Here is an 18,497-nt window from a genome sequence, read left to right as displayed (position 1 = left end):
ATGAAAAAGAATATATTATATGGAGTTTTAGCCCTGGCTGTGACAGTGTTTGCAGGTTGTGAAGACTTGGATACCGCGCCAGAAGGCAATACTACTACACCTGCGCAAAAGGAGGAAGTAGTTAAGTTGGATCCAAAGAAAGTTGAAGCTGGTGTTAATGCAATTTTTTCACAGCTTTCAACCTATAATCCTAATGCAGATGCTCTGGGTGCCAGTCGCCATAACGACTTTGGCTATCCAGCTCTGATGATGTTTTTTGATGCCAATGGTTATGACGTAGTAAGTAATGATAATGGTTATAACTGGACCGGCAATAGCCTGGATTATTCAGATCGAGGTACTTCATCCTATGAAAGTACTATTGTATGGAATACTTTGTATGCGCAGATTAAGACTTCTAATACTGCTGTGGCATCTCTTTCAGCCGACTCAGAAGACCCTACTATTAACTTCCTTCTGGCTCAGGCTTTGGCTTCGAGAGCCTTTAATTACTGGGTGTTGGCGCAACTGTATCAATTTAACTATGTTGGCAATGAGAATGCTCCATGTGTTCCTATTGTAACAGAAGATAACAGTGATGCTGCTATAGAAGGTGTTGAAAGAGCTACAGTTGCTGAAGTTTTTACCTTGATTACCGATGATTTGGATTTGGCAATTGAGTTGCTAGCTAAGGCACAAGATGGTGGAGTAGAGAGGGCTGACAAAAGGTATGTAAGTCTAGCTGTTGCATACGGCTTACGTGCCAGGGTTAATCTGACAATGCAAAGGTGGGACGAAGCTGCTGCAGATGCTAGCAGTGCTATTACTGAAGCTACATCTGAAGGTATTAAACCAGCTACTATTGCAGAAGTGAGTAAGCCCTATTTTAACTCTGTTAGTGAAAATCAATGGATGTGGGGAGTTATTATTTCGGAAACAGACAGGGTAGTGACTTCTGGTATTGTTAACTGGCCTTCTCACATGGGTTCATTGAACTATGGTTATGCTAACTTCTCAAAAGGTAGGCAGATAAATAAGAGTCTGTATGAAGCTATTCCTGCAACTGATGTTAGAAAAGGATGGTGGATTGATGCAAATGGTGAGTCCCCGATCCTTAACGAGGAGGAGGCCGAGTGGATGGCAGAATACGCATATCCTGCATATACACATGTTAAGTTTGCTCCTTATAAAGGTGAAGTTGGTACTTCAACAAACGCAAACGACATTCCTTTGATGAGAATTGAAGAGATGTACCTGATTAAGGCTGAAGCTGAGGCAATGGGTGGATCACCATCTACAGGCGCTCAAACATTAGTTGATTTTATCAAGGCTTATCGTAATCCGGAATATTCATTCTCTGGCACTTCTGCAACTGATGTTCAGGAAGAAGTTTATTTCCACAGACGTGTAGAACTGTGGGGTGAAGGCTTAAGCTGGTTTGATATTATGAGGCTTAACAAAGCTGTTGATCGTAGAGGAGGTGGATATCCAAATGCTACTATGATATTTAATATTCCAGCTAAGGATGCGGTTTTGCTTTGGAGACTTCCGGAAAAGGAAATTCTGGCCAATCCTAAGCTAACAAATGCTGATAATAATCCCGGTGCTCCAACACCACTACCTGTTCCAGATTTTGAATAATTTTGATGCCAAATAACATAAACTAGAGACGATGAAATCAATATATAAACTACTCTCAATGTTTGTTGTGGCTGCGCTGGTACTGGGCAGCTGTGATGAGTTCGAGGATAAGGATAGTATAAGTCCGGTTATGGATGAATCTAATCAGGCAGTTCGTTTTCTTAAGGCAAACCCTGGGATAGTGGTTATTGCATATAATGCACTGGATTTTGAAGTAACTGTAGTCAGAAGCAAGGATGCTGATGCAATTAGTGTTTCTTTGCGTGCTGTAAAGAATGCGCAATATTTTAATGTTCCTGCAACTGTTGAGTTTCCAAAGGGTGTAGATACTGTTGTGGTCGCTCTTTCTGCAAAGGAAGATGCTCCACAGGGATCTAATATTTCACTGGTACTTGAGTTGGATGACAATTTTGCCAATCCATATCTTAGTGAGTTGCCTTACTATTCAGCAACTGTTTTTATCAAACCACCGTGTACGCTTAATGAACTTAAGCTTGCTATCACGTTTGATGGTTATGGTAGTGAGACTACCTGGAAATTAACAGATGAGGAAGGCGAAGAAGTTTTCAAAGGTGGTCCTTATAAGGATGGCCAGGCAAGCGCTGAGGAGTATTTTTGCGTGCCAGATGGAAAATATACTTTTACAGTTTATGACGAATATGGTGACGGACTAAGCTTTCCTAAGGATGGTCTTGTGAGCCTGACACTTGGTGAACTAGTTATTCTGGAAGCTGAAGGTGATTTTGGAGCTTCAGCAAGCTCAACCTTTACTATGACTGATGGTGAGCTCGTATTGGATGCTGGTGACGACGAAGGTGATGAATAATTAATTATTCTCCTGTATTAAAAGCTCCTGTTGGCTCTTGCCAACAGGAGCTCTTTATTTTGTTGCAGATGGTTTGATAGTTTGTGCAACCCGATTACTTTTATATAATCTTAATTCTGTAGCTTTATCTTAAAACTATCCAATATGAAGTATCTTAAAATTATGCTTACAGTCCTGTTGATTGTGGGTCTAAGCGGTTGTGTGAAAGACAAGGAAATTATTCATAGCAGGATAGATTATCCTTCCCTGGATGTGCCGTCCTTTATTAATTTACTTAAAGTAGGAAAGTATAAAACGTTTTTGCTTCCTGCCTTTACACCTTCGGATATTCCAGAGCTTTTGAAATACAGAAATGAAACTGTATTGATCAGGAATTTCCCATTCAATCCATTCTCAAGTTATTCAATGGAAGAATGCAGACTTGGGGTATTTGTGTTGTGGACTATTGAGGGGATGAGATCTGCTGCTGCAAGCGGTAGTGAAAAGATTTATGACATTTTGCAATTTCAGTCGCTGAATCCCTTGTTGGTAGTTGAGAGTACAAAGCAATTGGTGGATATTAATAATGAAATAGCGCATGCAATTGTGTCTCTGAAGTACTATGAGTGGTGGACTCTGAATGAGGGCCTGGATTGGGCTGAATTGTGCAAAATAAAGCCCTGGACTCTGCTGAGCCCAGGGCTTTATAACTAAATATAATAGGGTTATTCCACATTGATTTCAAGTTCGGTAAATTCAAAGGTCCCATTACTGCGATAACCTTCCACAACAAATGTGACTTCATAGAATTTTCCAAGTTCCATGCCCAGAGATTCCCAGAAATCAAAGTGTGCTGAGATATCTATGTTTCCTTTGTTTCGTACATCCCTGCGAATGCTGAAATATTGCTTGAAGGTTTGCTGTCCTTGTATTGAAGGCTGATTCTCGCGTAGGCTGACATAAACGTCATAGATGCTTCCATCTACCTCAAAACTGCCCATGTTTTCTGTACCTTCAGCCATTGAAGGTATCCAGCGTCGCCAGTCTTCTACAATGTAAAACTCGATAAGCGGATCTACAGTCCATCCATAGATTGACAGGTAAGAGTTGCCGGATTCGGTGCCGGGTTCATAAATGCAATTGTACTTGCTTGAAAACCGGCCTATCTCATTATGATGCTTTGTATTGTCATAGGAATACCCTCTTCTGGCAAGGTAGTTTTCTATACCACTCCAATGTCCTTTAAAAAGAGCTCCTTCACCAAGTGTCATACAAGCATCGCCTTTCCCATATTGATTCCAAAGCTCAAAGGAATAACCATCCCTGATTCCTTTGTGCTGTTCATTATCAGGATCAGAACAGTATGTTACTGTCGTTACAGCTTTCTCTGGTTCATTTGACCCTGAGTTTGCATTCGATCCGCATCCGGCAGTAATAGCCGATACCAACACCAAAATTCCAAAAATCCTCATCTCAAAATAATAGTTTTAAGGATTAAGCCCTGCGTACTGGGCAGGGCTTAATCAGTTAGCTAATTAAAGAATCGCGCCTTTATCAAACTCATCAGATCCCTGTCGTGATTATTCGCAATTCTGCATTCAGAGTCGAATATCATTGTCTCGCCATTTTCCTTACTGTATGCATTCCACGCAGGAACAGCACCTTCGGCATTGGGGTTACCAGTCTTGGCAAAGTTAGCCCACACCTTACTCATTGTAGCAGCTAGTGCAATTGACTCTTCGGTGTCACCTGTCCAGTGTTTACCCAGTTCAATATTGTTGAACGCAAGTGGAATATCCATTCCGTGGAAGGATCCCTTGGTTCCGTCATCTACAGGACTCTTCCATGTAAGCAAATATACATAGGTTGGAGCATTTGCTGTAGCACTGCGAACATCAGCTACTTCAATTGTAAGAGGTCTGAATACTCTGTCAATTGATAACAGATCCTGTGGCGTATAGTCAGGGTATGTCTGCTTGTAAAGCTCGATAAACTTGTCAGTATCCTCTGCATACAAAGGCAACAGTCTTTCGCGAGCCTGTTCTTCGGTCATTTCTTTCTCACCATAGGCAACAGGCATCATTTCGTTAAGAGTTGATCCTATCAGCAGAGGTATGTCTGAAGAAATATCTGCAAAGTTAGGTGAAAATGGTTGTTGAAGCAAGACTTCCCCGTCGGGAGTAGGTCCAAAACCAAACATTCTGCTTGAACCCGGTCTGCGGATCCCCACAGAGTTACGCATTGCCTCATTACCTATTTCTACAAGCTTTTTGTATGGAATAGTATCCAATCCTTTAACCTGGTCGGGAGTTAAGCCTGCAGCTTCCAATACGGCTCTTCCCAATGCTGCAGATGATTCCTTGTCCATCACATTAAGCAAGGTGCCACTCTGGATAATTGCCTTGTGAAACAGCCCCTTTGCTGGAGGCATACACATTAGTGTACCTACCTTACCTCCTCCTCCTGACTCACCAAGTATTGTTACGTTACCAGGATCCCCACCAAAGGTCTCCACGTTGTCTCTTACCCACTCCATGGCTTTGACGATATCAAGCATTCCAACGTTTCCAGAATACTTGTATTCGGGACCGAAATCAGACAGATCCAGAAAGCCCAGAATATTGAGGCGGTGGTTGATTGAGACTAGAACTACATCTTCGTTTAGAGCCAGCATATGACCATCAGAGATTGGGTCATCACTTGCGCCAAAGGCAAAACCACCACCATGCAACCAAAGCATAACAGCACGTTTTTTACCATCATTTATACCCTGGGTCCAAACGTTTACTGTAAAAAGCTCTTTCTCGTTCATTACAGAGTCGGGTGACCAGCTGTTGACCTGCATAGCAATTGGTCCAAACTTGGTGCACTCTCTTACACCTTCCCACGTTTCAGGATCCTGTGGGGGCATGAAACGCTCAGCTTGTGCATAAGGTATGCCCTTGAAGGTATAGACTCCATCTTTTATATAACCGCTGATGGTACCGTGAGTAGTGTCAACTACAGGTTCTGCAGCCGGTTTTTCTTTTGTTACACAGGAGAATAACCCCATTACAAACAATAGGGTTATCAATATTGTACTATTTCTTTTCATTGAGGAATTTATTTACTTCCAACCAGTAGATGAATGCATCAAACCAACGGTTGCTTGTCTTGTCGGGGTTGCCCAGACCAAAACCGTGTCCCCCATTTTGATAAAGGTGGAACTCAACCGGAATTCCGGCTTTGTACCAGGATTCAATAACGCCTGTCTTTCCGTTGAACAGGAAGTCGTCGGTTGCAATCACATTAAACATATAGGGAGCATTCTCAGGAACCTGAACTTCACCCATGTTTCCGTAGATAGGACCGATGAAAGCAAGCTTCATTACTTTTGAGTTGAGTGCGCATTGCATAGTCAGCATTGCACCGGCTGAGAAGCCAATCATGCCGATACGGTCTGTATCAACACCCCATTCGTCAGCTCTTTCAACGATTAGCTTATATGCAGCTTCAGCGTCATCCATCTGGAAGAAACGTATTGGACCGGCAGGCCTTGCTGGTGGAGGAGTGGGACGTTCACCTGCAGTTTCTTCCCTTGGAGTAGCCTCCGCAAAAGTCCTGTTCATCGTTTCAGTAAATTCTTCAACTGACTCGGGAGTGGGGAAGAGTCTGTACTTAAGTACAAATGCAGCAATTCCTTTGTCAGCAAGGGCTTGGGCAACTTCCCATCCTTCGTTACCCATTGACAGCCACCTGAAACCACCACCAGGAGCAACAATCACAGCAGCGCCTGTAGCTTTTGCCGGATCAGGAAGGAAAGGGGTAAGAGTGGCTGTAGAAATGTTACGTGCCATTGGGTCACCCCATTGCATAAACCATGATTCTTCAGCTGTCTGTCCTTCAACACCTCCTGTTCCAAGAAGGATGGCATTGGGTTCATCAGGTCTATCCATTGGATAGATTGTGCCGTCTTGGGCAGAAACTTCACAGGCAAAGAAAAAAGCAAGGCCGGTAGCTAAAATTGAGAACAAAGATTTGGATCTGTAAATCATTGTTAACGATTTTGATTAATTTGTAAGAGCTTCAAAATTATGGAATGATGGCGATTATTGAAAGTAAATTGCAGTGTTATTCTGTGAAGTAGTTAAATTATGTTGTGAAAACTTCTGAATTATGGATTCATTGTTCAGTATCTGGAAGGTTGATAGGGATGAGGCACTCAGAATTGCAGAGTCCACATATATAGTACATGTACATGACTTTGAAGAGCTCATAGTTGGAGTAAAAGGTGGCATTGAGCATACAATCAACTGTGAACTGACTCTAGCCGAGGCTCCGCTTGTCGCCTTTGTCGCCAAAGGACAGCCACATAAACTAACACTTAAACTTGTTAATGACGAGTTTGACATGTGGGTGATCCGGTTTAAAAGCGAGTTTATTGCTGATACTATTTTTCAGCATTATCAGAGCTTTATGCAAAGGCCAAATATTGCATTGGAATCTGGTACATGCTTCAATCGCCTGGGATTGTTATGCAGCCTTATTGATGCTGAGATGAAGAATACTGCGCCCGACCTCTCGGTCGTGCGCCACTTACTGAGCGCACTTTTCCTTATGATTGAGGCTGAAAAGCAAAGGGTGACAGACAAGGAACAGGATGAACCAAAGATTCAGAATGAGACTTTTACTGCCTTTTTAAGAATCCTTGAAGATAACTTCAGGAGGCCTCTCAACGTGGACTTCTATGCGGAAAAACTCTTTATGTCTGCCAGAAATCTAAACCTTATATGCCATAGGATAATGAATCGTAGTGTTTCGGAGCTGATAGAGACACGCAAACTGACTGAGGCTAAAAAGCTGCTGGCCCATACCAATAAATCGGTTGCTGAAATTGGTTTCGAGCTCGGCTACAATGACAAGTCCTATTTCACTAGGGTGTTTAGGACGAAGACCGGCAAGACCCCATCTGAATTTAGGGAAGAGGTGGCTGCTCTTTTGACCGGGACTTCCTGAACAAGGACGCAAGGGTCTTACCAATTCCGTCAATCTTTTCTATGGTTTCAATCAGTGACGGGTAGGTAAGGTCTACTTTCTCGTCTTCAAGGTCGAGCTGCGACGGGTAAATCAGCAGGAAGTTATTGTTGCTTAGATACTTGTTGATATAGGCTGGAATGTAGGCCATCGAACTGTTGTACGATGGAAGGTTCTCACGGCTCAACACGATAATTACATTATCGTCTGTCTTGATTCTTTTCCTGACCCTAAGTAGATGATTCCAGTTTTTTAGTTCGTTAAACTCAACCTTTATGGGATGGTGAAGCTGAATGTTTCTTAGGAACTTTAGCGTGTCAATTCCTGCATAAAACACCACTGTAGACCCGGTATTCAGTGCAAGGTTCCATATCTTTGCCAGCCAAAAAGGGAAACCTGTTTCCATCTCTGCATTCTCGGGTATCAGCACAAAGTGACGCCTTACAGTGGCAATGGGCTGATGTGGGTGATAGATATAAGTAGTAATATTTGTGTTGGACAGTATGTTTTGCGTAACGGTTCCCAGGAAAGAATCGGATAAGCCCTTTCTGTCATGCAAGCCCAGTATCAGGTCAGTAATTTTCTTCTCCTGTAGTACATGGGTTATCCCCTTGACTGGATTGTCATTATAACGCAAGGATGTCTTTATCTTTATATCTGCAGCAGCTCCGGCCTCTGCCGCTCTGTCTAACAACTTACGTGCTTTACTACCGGCATCAGGATCATTCGTGTCGATTGGAACTACACTAAGTGCAACAATCCCGTTCCTGTTTTTTGAGGACTTAAGCACAAGGCTGAAGTTAACCAGTTCATCAAGAGTGTTGGGATTGCTTACCGGAATTAGGATTCTTTCAGATATATCTTCTGGTTGATTCAAAAGCTGATCTGAAGAGGCTATCCTGTGTGAGGCCCTTTGTGTAGCAAAGGAAGCTACAGTACAGGTCACAAGAATCATTATAATAGTACCGTTGAGGATTTCATGATTGAGTAAGCGGATGGGTAGTCCGGCATCATTATACCCAAGGATAATGTTATAGCCTACAAGAACTGCAGCCAGGGTGGCAGCTGCCTGTGAGTTTGTAAGACCAAATATGAGTGTCCCTTCATCACTTGTCAGTTTGAAAGACCTTCTGGTAATAATAGCTGCTAGGTATTTTCCCAAAATGGCAACTGCCGTCATAATAAAGGCAACAAACAAAGTGTGTTTGTTTGTGAAGGCCCTGTAGTCAATTAGCATACCTACTCCAATAAGAAAGAAAGGAATAAAGATTGCATTACCTACAAAGTCTATACGATTCATCAGTGGAGAATGACGGGGAATAAGTCCGTTTAGTGCCAACCCTGCCATAAATGCACCAATTATACCTTCAATTCCTGCTAGTTGAGATAAGATAGCTCCGGAAAAGACAATGACCAGTACAAAGATATATTGGGATACATTGTCTCTAAACCTCTTAAAGAACCAACGGGCTATATGAGGAAATACAAGCAGGATAATCAAGGTTGAAGCCGTAAATGACAGTACTAACTTTATCCAGAAGAAACTGCTAAGAGATCCGTTACTCATTCCTACTATGATAGCAAGAACAAGGAGTGCCAGCATGTTGGTTATCAGTGTGCTACCTACTGCAATGTTGACAGCTTTATTTTTTGCGAGTCCCAGTTTACTTACAATCGGATATGTAATCAGTGTGTGGGAGGCAAACATACTTGCCAGAAGTATAGATGTAGCTGTAGAAAACTCCAGGAAATAAATACTGCTAAATGTTCCTATAAGCATGGGAATACAAAAACCAAGAAGGCCCAGTGTACTGCTCTTCCATATATTTTTTCGGAAATCATTCATATCGATTTCCAGACCTGAGAGAAACATAATGTATAACAATCCTGCAGTCCCAGATAAGATAATACTGCTGTCACGCTCAAGCAGATTCAGACCATTGGGACCTATAAGAACCCCTGCCAGGATCATTCCCAGGAGGTGAGGTAAACGAATCTTATCTGACAAAATTGGAACACTCAGAATGATGATCAGAATGATCAGGAATTTTAAGATCGGATCAGTTATAGGAAAGCTATATTGTAAAAGGCCAAAATCCATAAAAGTCTGTTTCTCCTCAAATTTACAATTTTTCCGATTAATACCACACTGTTTCCGGAATCTGTTACCCTCTTGCCTCTTGTTTGATATACCTTTGTACCGTATTCAAAAAGAATTTATTAACTAAAAATTATAGGCCATGGATAAAGCAAAATGGATTTTAGACCCGGCACATAGTGAACTTACTTTTAAAGTAAAGCACCTTATGATTAGTAATGTTAAGGGTGAGTTTAAGATTTTCAATGCTTCAATTGATAATGAGGATTTTGAAAATGGTAAAGTAATCGCCAGGATTGATGCATCTTCAATCTTTACAAACAATGACGACAGGGATAATCACCTGAGAAGCGCTGATTTCTTTGATGTTGAAAAATTTCCCGGTATCATCTTCGAGAGCACTAAGTTTGAAAAGGTCAGTGATGAGGAGTACAAGCTTAGAGGTAATCTTACAATTAAGGATGTTACAAAGGAGATTACCCTGAATGTAGAATACGGTGGATCAAACAAGGATCCTTGGGGAAATACCAAGGCCGGGTTCTCTCTTACTGGAAAGATTAACCGTAAGGACTGGGGACTTAACTGGAATGCTGCACTTGAAGCAGGTGGTGTGTTAGTAGGTGATGACATCAGCATTTCTGGTGAGGTCCAGTTTGCAAAACAGGCTTAAGACTTTTTGACCAGGCCAAAGCCTGGTCATTATTTTTTATCAAGGTGCTTGTAATGAGTTTGAAAATACTTAATAACATAGCGGATAAATTTCCGCGCACTCCCAGGATGCCAGTACTGTTTCTGGGTCATGGTAGTCCTATGAATGCCATTGAGGAGAATGAATTTGTTGCAGGTTTTCGAAGGATAGCTGCAACGCTTCCACGTCCTGTTGCGATACTTTGTGTTTCAGCACACTGGGAGACAAGAGGGACACAACTTACTGCAATGGAAATGCCAGAAACAATTCACGATTTTGGCGGTTTCCCGCGTGCGCTGTATGAAGTGCAGTATCCTGCACCTGGTTCTCCGGAACTGGCAAAGCTTACGCGTGAGACTGTCAGTTCTCATGAACTGACATTTGATCATTCGTGGGGGCTAGACCATGGGGCATGGAGCGTGCTACGGCACCTATACCCGGAAGCTGATATCCCTGTTGTGCAAATGAGTCTTGATTATTTGCAAAATCCAGATTATCACTATGAACTGGCCCGTCAGCTTCAACCCTTGCGTGAGCGAGGGGTGTTGATAGTAGGTAGCGGGAATATGGTACATAATCTGAGAATGCTCGATTGGCGCAAGATAGATCAGCATTATGCATATGACTGGGCCCTTGAGGCTGCCGAAAAGATGAGGCATTTCATCCTTGACGGAGACCATAAAGGCTTGATCAACTTCCGTAGTCATGGTAAAGCCTTTGATTATGCCGTTCCAACTCCTGAGCATTACCTGCCTCTGTTGTATGCTGCAGGTTTACAAAAAAAGGGGGAGGCTGTGGAATTATTTAATGATAAGCCTCTTGGAGGAAGTCTGACAATGACCTCCCTTAAAATAGGGTAGTTAAGAAGCAGTAGCCCGGTCTAGCCTTCCTCGAGAGTACGAAAAATAGATTCCCAAAAGGGCTACTAGTCCGAAAACTAAAAATGCTTTGTTGATTATCATAATAAACACTCCTTCACTGGCTTCCTCAATCGGAATCTTTCCCATAAACAGAGCAAAGAAGAAAGTGGCAATTGTCATTGAGACGATTTGTCCCACCACCCTCATGGTGCCTGCCGTTCCTGATGCCTGTGCGTAACTGTTGCGGTCAACAGAGCTCATTATCGTGTTCATATTTGGCGAGGAAAATAGGGCAAACCCCAGTCCCATCCAGATTAGTATCGCTACAATGAACCACAATTGGGTGTTACTGCTCAGAGACGAGAAGGCTATTAGTCCGGTGGCACATAGGGCCATTCCTGACGATGCCAGATATCGGGGTTGAATCTTTTCAGAAAGTCTGCCGGCTAGAGGAGAGAAAATAGCCATTACTAAAGGCTGTGCTACCAGTATCGTCCCTGCCATGTGTGCAGGCATACCCTTGATTTTTTGCAAATAGAGGCTGAGCAGAAATACGATAGCATAGGTTGAGCTGTAGTTGATTAATGCTGCCAGATTGGAATATGCAAAGAGTCTGTTGTGTGTGAATAACTTAGTGTAGAAGACAGGAAACTCAGATTTTGACTCACTACGCCAAAAGATTATGAAACATACAAGACCTACTAGCATAAGTAACCAGCCGGATAGTTCAGGAATGCGTGAGGAGCCGAAAACAAGAGTTCCAAGACCTGCTATGTAAAAGAGACTTCCTCTGAATCTTAACTGCTTGATTGCCTTGAAGCTACCGCTGTCGTCTTTCCCAAGGAATATCTGGGTGACGATAACCACGACTATTCCGAGAACAAATGACAGTACAAAAACTGATCTCCATCCTAGGGTTTCAGTTAGCACTCCTCCAATAAAAGGTCCTGTGGCGAGTCCCAGATAAACTGAGGCTACAGACATTCCAAGTACCCGTCCCCTCTGATTGGGAGGGTATGCAGCTACAAGGATTGCAGTTCCCGTAGTACTTGTCAATGCAGCTCCAATACCTTGTATTAGACGGAATACAATTAACTTGGTGCCTGAATTTGCAAAGATGCACAGCAAAGATGAAATTGTGAAGAAGTACATTCCTATTTTGAAAATCCTCTTTACACCGCTAAGGTCAGCTATTCTTCCCATTGGCAACAGGAAGGTTGCCATGGTTAGCAGGAAGCCTGTAATCACCCAGCTCAAGGCAACAGCGTGCATAGAGAACTCCTTTTCTATTGCCGGGAGAGCGATATTGATAGATGATATAAGGAAGGTGCCAAGGAATGATGTAATGGCCACTATGGCCAGAATAGGTGATTTTTGCTGATTGTGCTGCATCTCGTCAAGATTAGTGGCGGCAAATATAACATTTGCAAAGCATTTCTGGTTTTGTGAACCTGGTTTGTTTTAGAGGTATAGCAAAGAGGTTGCATTCATTATGTTAATTGAATGAGAATCATGGATTAGTAGAATTATATCACTAATAAGAAATAGCTAAAAACATAAAATAAATGTTTATTATCATAAATATCCCAGGGTCTATTCTTACTAATTTGGTATCCAATGTTTTCCATAGCAAATGAAAGTGAAATGCTTAGGAAGCATTGACGATAAAGTCCGACCGGACGTATCTATTAACAAAAAATCCAATTAGATGGAAAAGACTATTTTAACATGTGCAGTTTTTATGCTGTTAGTTTTTGCAGGATGTTCAGAAGACAGTATTGATAATGAATTCTTGCAAGAGGACGTACCCGGGCTCCAGTTGAAAGGATATTCTTCTGGAACTCACGACGGTTTTTTCTGGTTTCTGTGGACTGATGATAGGAGCGGTAGTGTGAATTATTCAAACGGATCTGGAGGAAACTATTCAGTTTCCTGGAACTATTCTGGTAATTTTACTTGTGGTAAAGGATGGAGTTATGGAGATTATAGCAGGGTTATAGGGTATAATGTTGGGGCTCACAGTCACACTGGTGGCGGAAGTATTGCTTACTACGGATGGACACGGAATCCTCTGATAGAATATTATGTAAATGAAAGGTGGGGAAATTCACGTCCTACAGGCGAGTATAGAGGTGCAGTAACAAGTGACGGTGCAACATATGATATTTACACCGCTATGCGTTACAATGCTCCGTCTATTGATGGTACACAAACCTTCCGTCAGGTATTTAGTACTCGTCGTTCACAGGCTCCCACAGGACAAAACCAGACTATTACGTTTGCCAATCATGTTAATGCATGGGCAAGTGTAGGTCTTAATCTGGGAAATGACTGGTCACCCTATGCTATACTGCTGACTGAAGCTTATGGTGGCAGTCAGGGATATGCGAATGTGACCGTATGGAATGCTGGTAGCAGTACCGGAGGAGGTAATAACGGTGGAGGTGGCACCCAGTACTACCGAATTCAGAATCGTGCAACAGGATTGTATATTGACGGGATGGGTGTAACAAACAATGGTGGAGATCTTGGTCAATATGCCAATATAAATCACCAGAATGCACACTGGATACGTGAGGCCTCAGGAGGTTACGAACGATTCAAGAATCGTGCAACAGGATTATATATTGACGGAATGGGCAGAACCAACAATGGTGATAATGCAGGGCAGTATGCAAATACTACTCATGTAAATGCCCAATGGAGCCTGGAAGCAGCCGGAGACGGCTACTATCGCTTAAGGAACAGGGGTACAGGTATGTATCTGGATGGCTATGGCAGAACAACCAGCGGTTCTGCAGTCAGCCAGTACGCAAACACCACACATCCCAATGCCCAGTGGAGGTTTGTTCCCGTTCAATAATTTTCTGATTTAATTTTCCTGGTCGGACTTACTTTAACAAGTGTTGTCTGCGCTTCTGCGCAGACAACACATCTTAATAAATAATATGCTTATGAGATCTGCTATTACACACATAGGGTTATTCTTTGTTTTGGTTTTCTCGTCATGTTGTTCGGAGATCGACAAAAACATGGTATTAATCAAAGGAGACAGTTTTGTGCCATCATATATGGATCATGCAATAGAGTTGTCGGATTATTACATTGGCAGGCATGAGGTAACTCAGGCAGAATGGACTAAGGTGATGGGAAGCAATCCTTCATTTTTCAAAGGGGCTGACCTTCCAGTTGAAAATGTAAGTTGGTATGATTGTGTAGAGTATTGTAACAGACGAAGTTTGAAGGAAGGTTTGCAGCCATGCTATACAATTATTAAGGATCAGACAGATCATGTTAATTTCAATGAAATTGATAGTGTAAAGTGGACTGTGTTGTTTGACACCACGGCAAATGGATATCGCTTGCCGACAGAAGCTGAGTGGGAGTTTGCTGCATCCTGCGCTGGCCGTGGATATATCTTCAGTGGAAGTGATAAGGTGGATGAAGTTGCCTGGTATTGGCGAAACTCAGGGAAAAGCTTTCTTGAAGGTGATTGGAGCTGGTCAGCTATTGAGGAAAACAAGGGGCGTACTCACAGGGTTGGTCGTAAGCAGTCAAACAGTTGCGGTCTCTATGATATGTCTGGCAACGTAAGGGAATGGTGCTGGGATTGGTACGAAGACAAACAGCTTCTGCAGGGTTATGCAAGAGTCTGGAGAGGTGGAGGTTGGATTGGAGGTGAGCATGCATGTGCTGTTAGGTACAGGGGGCTGTTTGAAGCTTCAGGGATGGGGCCAGATCAGGGATTTAGACTTGTACGAAGTGCTTTTTAGTAATTCATATCGGAATGTCCCAGCATGATTCAGAAACTGGGTTTTCTTTTTATCTCTGGTTAACATTCTTTGTAGTTCAAGAATTTATCGATTTTAGTTTATAGATACAATAAAATGATGTAAGTAAAAGAAAAAGAATTAACTAGGATGTTGGTGTATCTAATATTAAAAGTATTTCCTGCGTCGGATTTTCACAATTGTTTGCTTTTTTATCTAAAATCAAACAATGAATACTTATAAACAAAAACAAAAGAGAACACATGAGCTTAGATTTGTCTGTAAACATTTTTTAAGACAAAAAATCTAAACTCCCAATTATGAATAGAATCAGAGACAGAGACTTGAAGACTTAGCCCAAATGCTTAGTGTACAGCTAGTACCAAATTGTTGAGGGGTTTAAGTCTAAAAGAAAAAGTCCCAAAAGCAGTCAAAAAAATATCAAAACCAAAAAAAATGAAGAAAACTAAAAGTCATTTATGGCCACTGTTTAATCAGTTAGTTGGTTTAAAACTGCTGGCGCTCCTTCTGCTTCTGACAGGAGGATCCTACATTTTTGCGCAAACGTCGCGCGTAGTGGAGGGTACAGTAGTTGACTCCAATAATGAACCGCTTTACGGAGTTGCTATTACAGTTAAGGACAAGCCTGGAGTAGGTGTAATTTCAGACCTCGATGGTCGCTTTAGTATCAGGCTTGAGCAAGAAGATACCGAATTGGTATTTACATTCCTTGGAATGACAACTCAAACTGTTAATGTTGCTAACCAGAACCGAATTTTTGTTACTATGGTTGAAGATGCTCAAATCTTCAGCGAGGTTGTTGTAGTAGGTTTTGGTCAACAAAAGAAGGAAAGTGTGGTCGGTGCGATTGCCCAGACCACTGCTAAAACGCTTGAACGCACTGGTGGTGTCTCCAGTTTGGGTCAGGCTTTGACCGGTAACCTTCCCGGTGTTGTTACAATGACCACTACAGGTCGTCCGGGTGAAGAAGATCCCGAAATTGTTATTCGTGGTGTGAGTACATGGAATGGTGGTGAACCCCTTGTCCTGGTTGACGGAATCGAGCGACCCATGAATAGCGTAGATATTAACTCAGTAGCCAGCATTTCTGTTTTGAAGGATGCTTCTGCTACTGCTGTTTTTGGTGTTCGTGGTGCAAACGGTGTTATTCTTATTACTACAAAGCGTGGTGAGGAAGGTCGTGCAAACATTGATGTGAATTATACATCTACATTCAAGACTTACTCAAAGCTTCCTCCTTTGATGGACTCATACGATGCTTTGTTGGTTCGTAACAAGGTAATTGAACACGAACTTCCATATAAACCGGATGTTTGGTCATACTACCTGCCTTATGAAAGAATACATAAGTATAGGTATCCTGCCAATCAGGCAGAATTTGAGCGTTACCCCAATGTAGACTGGATTGATGAGTTGCTTAAGGATTATGCAACATCTCATAACGCTAATGTTAGTGTTTCAGGTGGTACCAAGTATGTTAAGTATTATGTATCCCTCGACTATACTCACGAAGGTGACTTATATAAGAAGATTGAAAACAACAGAGGCTATGAAACCGGCTTTGGATATGACCGTGTTAACGTTCGTAGCAACCTTGACTTTGCTTTGACAAAGACTACAACCTTTAAGCTTAATCTTAGTGGTTCTCACGCTGTAAAGGAAGGTACCAACTTCAACGAATATGAACACCTGGCATGGTCTGCATTCTATGGTATTGCTCCTGATGCTTTCCGTCCTAAGTACAGTGACGGAAGCTTTGGTTACTATCAACCAAACCCAACACAAGCGTCAACTAACTCAATGATGGACGTTAGTGTTAATGGTCATGGATATACCACAGACGAACGCCTAAATACAGACTTTGTACTTGAACAAGACCTTGGTTTTATCACAAAGGGACTTAGAGCTCATGCCCGTTTAGCATTTGACAACAGCTTCCAGGAAGTAAACCGTGGAGTTGACGATACAAATGACTGGGAAGATAATCCTCAAAAGTGGATTGATCCTGAAGATGGTACAGAGTATAGAAACGTTTCTCAAGATGGTAACTACAAGTTTGACTTTAAGAACAACAATGCCTGGTTGACTGGTGCAGGTAGCGTTAATACTGGAGCAAATTATCGTAGGATGAACTACTCAGGACAGATTGATTACAATAGAACTTTTGGTAGTCATACTGTTGGAGCTATGGGTAACGTTAGCCGTGAGGAATATTCAAGAGGTAGTAACCTCCCGATTTATCGTGAAAACTGGGTGTTCCGTACAACCTATGATTATTTGAAGCGATACATGCTTGAGTACAATGGTGCATACAATGGATCTGAAAAGTTTGCATCCGAAAATCGCTTCGTATTCTTCCACTCCGGTGCTGTGGGTTGGATGCTTTCAGAAGAGCCATTATTCAAGAAATTGAATGCTAGTTGGGTGGATATGTTGAAGTTCAGGGTTTCTTATGGTCAGATTGGTGATGATAGAACAGGAGCCCCATGGCAAGAGTTTGATCCTAATTTAAGATGGTTGTATATGGACCGTTGGAGTTCAGGAGGCAGATTCCATCAAGGTCTGAATGGGGTAAACGGATCTGATAGTCCTTACGATTGGTATTATGAAGCTTCAATAGGTAACCCCAATATTCAATGGGAAGTTTCTACCAAACTTGACGTAGCTCTTGATTATGCATTCTTAGGTGGGGTATTCTCAGGCTCACTTGACTATTTCCAGGAAACAAGAACAGATATCTTGTTGGCCGGTACTGATCGAGCTGTCCCAAGTTACTTTGGTGCTACACCTCCACGTGTAAATATGGGTGAAGTTGAGACAAAAGGTTATGAGTTGGAATTAAGGTGGAACAAAAAACTTGGTTCTGACTGGCGTCTTTGGGGTAATGTATTCTATACTCACGCAGAAAACAAGATTATTGAACGTGATGATCCAACCCTACTTCCAGAATACCAAAAGTTGGCAAACAAGGCAATTGGTCAGACACGTGCTTATGTAGATTACGGTTATTTTAATAACTGGGATGAACTTTACGCTTCAACTCCACATGATGCACTTGATGCTGAAAGAATGCCAGGTAACTATATTATTCTGGACTATGATGCTGACGGTGTAATTACAAGCTTTGACCAAATTCCATATGGATTCTCCAATGTACCGGAGAATACTACAAACTTCCAATTTGGTTTGGATTACAAGGGCTTTAGTGGCTTTGTTCAATTCTACGGAGCTTCTAACGTAACACGTTATGTTGGTTTGGGAGGCCTCGGTGGTGTACGTAATACCGTATTTGATGAAGGAAGCTATTGGTCAAAGGAAAATGTTAATGCAGACGTTCCACTTCCAAGATGGCAGGTTCAGGCTAGTCCATATACAAATGGAACCCGCTTCCTGTTTGACGGATCTTATTTGCGTCTTAAGTATGCTGAGTTATCATACACCTTCTCAAAACAGGCATTTATGCAGCGTCTGGGACTAAGCTCACTGAAGGTGTTTGTTAACGGTAACAACCTGTATCTGTGGACAGATATGCCGGATGACCGTGAATCTAACACAGGTGGCTGGAGTGCTTATCCTACACAGAAGCGTTATAACGTTGGTTTAAGATTATCATTATAATTGA

The 18,497-nt window shown here is 42.1% G+C and carries 14 protein-coding genes; 9 read left to right on the top strand and 5 right to left on the bottom strand.

The window, feature by feature from the left end; genetic code table 11:
* The 3 genes from M9189_RS10155 to M9189_RS10145 all read left to right on the top strand — a co-directional run bounded on the left by M9189_RS10155 (position 1) and on the right by M9189_RS10145 (position 3,139).
* The gene (locus M9189_RS10155; protein WP_250722928.1) at positions 1–1,620 is read left to right on the top strand and encodes a RagB/SusD family nutrient uptake outer membrane protein; all 1,620 of its coding nucleotides are present in this window, start codon (positions 1–3) and stop codon (positions 1,618–1,620) included.
* Between the two features lie 31 nt (positions 1,621–1,651).
* The gene (locus M9189_RS10150; RefSeq protein WP_250722927.1) at positions 1,652–2,446 is read left to right on the top strand and encodes a hypothetical protein; all 795 of its coding nucleotides are present in this window, start codon (positions 1,652–1,654) and stop codon (positions 2,444–2,446) included.
* A 144-nt stretch (positions 2,447–2,590) separates the two neighbouring features.
* Positions 2,591–3,139, top strand: coding sequence for a DUF4943 family protein (locus tag M9189_RS10145; protein WP_250722925.1), 549 nt, complete (start codon positions 2,591–2,593; stop codon positions 3,137–3,139).
* Positions 3,140–3,150: 11 nt separating this feature from the next.
* Here M9189_RS10145 and M9189_RS10140 read toward each other — a convergent pair whose 3' ends face one another.
* From M9189_RS10140 to M9189_RS10130, 3 genes are read right to left on the bottom strand one after another with little or no spacing between them, the layout of a single operon-like run.
* Entirely contained in the window at positions 3,151–3,897 is a 747-nt protein-coding gene (locus tag M9189_RS10140; RefSeq protein ID WP_250722923.1) for a glycoside hydrolase family 11 protein, read from the bottom strand.
* A gap of 59 nt (positions 3,898–3,956) precedes the next feature.
* On the bottom strand, positions 3,957–5,519 hold the full coding sequence (locus M9189_RS10135) for a carboxylesterase/lipase family protein (RefSeq protein ID WP_250722921.1): 1,563 nt from the start codon (positions 5,517–5,519) through the stop codon (positions 3,957–3,959).
* Positions 5,506–6,459: an alpha/beta hydrolase gene (locus M9189_RS10130; protein WP_250722919.1), complete on the bottom strand. Its 954-nt coding sequence runs from the start codon at positions 6,457–6,459 to the stop codon at positions 5,506–5,508. Before M9189_RS10130 ends, M9189_RS10135 begins: the two co-directional genes overlap by 14 nt.
* Before the next feature lie 121 nt (positions 6,460–6,580).
* On the opposite strand from M9189_RS10130, the gene M9189_RS10125 reads away from it, so the two are divergent.
* Complete coding sequence (locus M9189_RS10125; RefSeq protein ID WP_250722917.1) at positions 6,581–7,420, top strand: AraC family transcriptional regulator; 840 nt, start codon at positions 6,581–6,583, stop codon at positions 7,418–7,420.
* On the opposite strand, the gene M9189_RS10120 is transcribed toward M9189_RS10125, so the two are convergent.
* Entirely contained in the window at positions 7,380–9,539 is a 2,160-nt protein-coding gene (locus M9189_RS10120) for a cation:proton antiporter (protein ID WP_250722915.1), read from the bottom strand. The two genes, M9189_RS10125 and M9189_RS10120, sit on opposite strands and share 41 nt — an antisense overlap.
* A 139-nt stretch (positions 9,540–9,678) precedes the next feature.
* On the opposite strand from M9189_RS10120, the gene M9189_RS10115 reads away from it, so the two are divergent.
* Complete coding sequence (locus M9189_RS10115) at positions 9,679–10,206, top strand: YceI family protein (RefSeq protein ID WP_250722913.1); 528 nt, start codon at positions 9,679–9,681, stop codon at positions 10,204–10,206.
* A 53-nt stretch (positions 10,207–10,259) separates the two neighbouring features.
* Entirely contained in the window at positions 10,260–11,084 is an 825-nt protein-coding gene (ygiD, locus tag M9189_RS10110; RefSeq protein WP_250722911.1) for a 4,5-DOPA-extradiol-dioxygenase, read from the top strand.
* Here the strand turns inward: ygiD and M9189_RS10105 are convergent, their stop codons facing one another.
* Positions 11,085–12,476 carry an MFS transporter gene (locus M9189_RS10105; protein WP_250722909.1) on the bottom strand — a complete coding sequence of 464 codons (1,392 nt, stop codon included), beginning with the start codon at positions 12,474–12,476 and terminating at the stop codon, positions 11,085–11,087.
* 316 nt (positions 12,477–12,792) lie between these two features.
* On the opposite strand from M9189_RS10105, the gene M9189_RS10100 reads away from it, so the two are divergent.
* From M9189_RS10100 to M9189_RS10090, 3 genes are all read left to right on the top strand, one after another.
* A complete protein-coding gene (locus tag M9189_RS10100; RefSeq protein WP_250722907.1) occupies positions 12,793–13,947 on the top strand; it encodes a glycoside hydrolase family 11 protein in 1,155 nt (384 codons plus the stop codon).
* Between the two features lie 91 nt (positions 13,948–14,038).
* Positions 14,039–14,857 (top strand): formylglycine-generating enzyme family protein, encoded by an 819-nt coding sequence (locus tag M9189_RS10095; RefSeq protein ID WP_250722906.1) that lies wholly within the window; start codon positions 14,039–14,041, stop codon positions 14,855–14,857.
* A gap of 453 nt (positions 14,858–15,310) precedes the next feature.
* Positions 15,311–18,493, top strand: a complete 3,183-nt coding sequence (locus M9189_RS10090) for a SusC/RagA family TonB-linked outer membrane protein (RefSeq protein WP_250722904.1) — start codon at positions 15,311–15,313, stop codon at positions 18,491–18,493.
* The last annotated feature ends 4 nt before the right edge of the window (positions 18,494–18,497 follow it).

Source organism: Xiashengella succiniciproducens, from assembly GCF_023674465.1.
Lineage (GTDB): Bacteria > Bacteroidota > Bacteroidia > Bacteroidales > Marinilabiliaceae > Geofilum > Geofilum succiniciproducens.
Note: the sequence above shows the minus strand (reverse complement) of the source record. Positions and strands in the feature narration are given on the sequence as shown.

Excerpts from the sequence above, each read along its gene's own strand:
- M9189_RS10115 (WP_250722913.1), top strand. The coding sequence starts at position 9,679 with ATGGATAAAGCAAAATGGATTTTAGACCCGGCACATAGTGAACTTACT.
- M9189_RS10095 (WP_250722906.1), top strand. The coding sequence starts at position 14,039 with ATGAGATCTGCTATTACACACATAGGGTTATTCTTTGTTTTGGTTTTC.
- M9189_RS10135 (WP_250722921.1), bottom strand. The coding sequence starts at position 5,519 with ATGAAAAGAAATAGTACAATATTGATAACCCTATTGTTTGTAATGGGG.
- M9189_RS10150 (WP_250722927.1), top strand. The coding sequence starts at position 1,652 with ATGAAATCAATATATAAACTACTCTCAATGTTTGTTGTGGCTGCGCTG.
- M9189_RS10155 (WP_250722928.1), top strand. The coding sequence starts at position 1 with ATGAAAAAGAATATATTATATGGAGTTTTAGCCCTGGCTGTGACAGTG.
- M9189_RS10130 (WP_250722919.1), bottom strand. The coding sequence starts at position 6,459 with ATGATTTACAGATCCAAATCTTTGTTCTCAATTTTAGCTACCGGCCTT.
- M9189_RS10120 (WP_250722915.1), bottom strand. The coding sequence starts at position 9,539 with ATGGATTTTGGCCTTTTACAATATAGCTTTCCTATAACTGATCCGATC.
- M9189_RS10100 (WP_250722907.1), top strand. The coding sequence starts at position 12,793 with ATGGAAAAGACTATTTTAACATGTGCAGTTTTTATGCTGTTAGTTTTT.
- M9189_RS10090 (WP_250722904.1), top strand. The coding sequence starts at position 15,311 with ATGAAGAAAACTAAAAGTCATTTATGGCCACTGTTTAATCAGTTAGTT.
- M9189_RS10125 (WP_250722917.1), top strand. The coding sequence starts at position 6,581 with ATGGATTCATTGTTCAGTATCTGGAAGGTTGATAGGGATGAGGCACTC.
- ygiD (WP_250722911.1), top strand. The coding sequence starts at position 10,260 with ATGAGTTTGAAAATACTTAATAACATAGCGGATAAATTTCCGCGCACT.
- M9189_RS10140 (WP_250722923.1), bottom strand. The coding sequence starts at position 3,897 with ATGAGGATTTTTGGAATTTTGGTGTTGGTATCGGCTATTACTGCCGGA.
- M9189_RS10105 (WP_250722909.1), bottom strand. The coding sequence starts at position 12,476 with ATGCAGCACAATCAGCAAAAATCACCTATTCTGGCCATAGTGGCCATT.
- M9189_RS10145 (WP_250722925.1), top strand. The coding sequence starts at position 2,591 with ATGAAGTATCTTAAAATTATGCTTACAGTCCTGTTGATTGTGGGTCTA.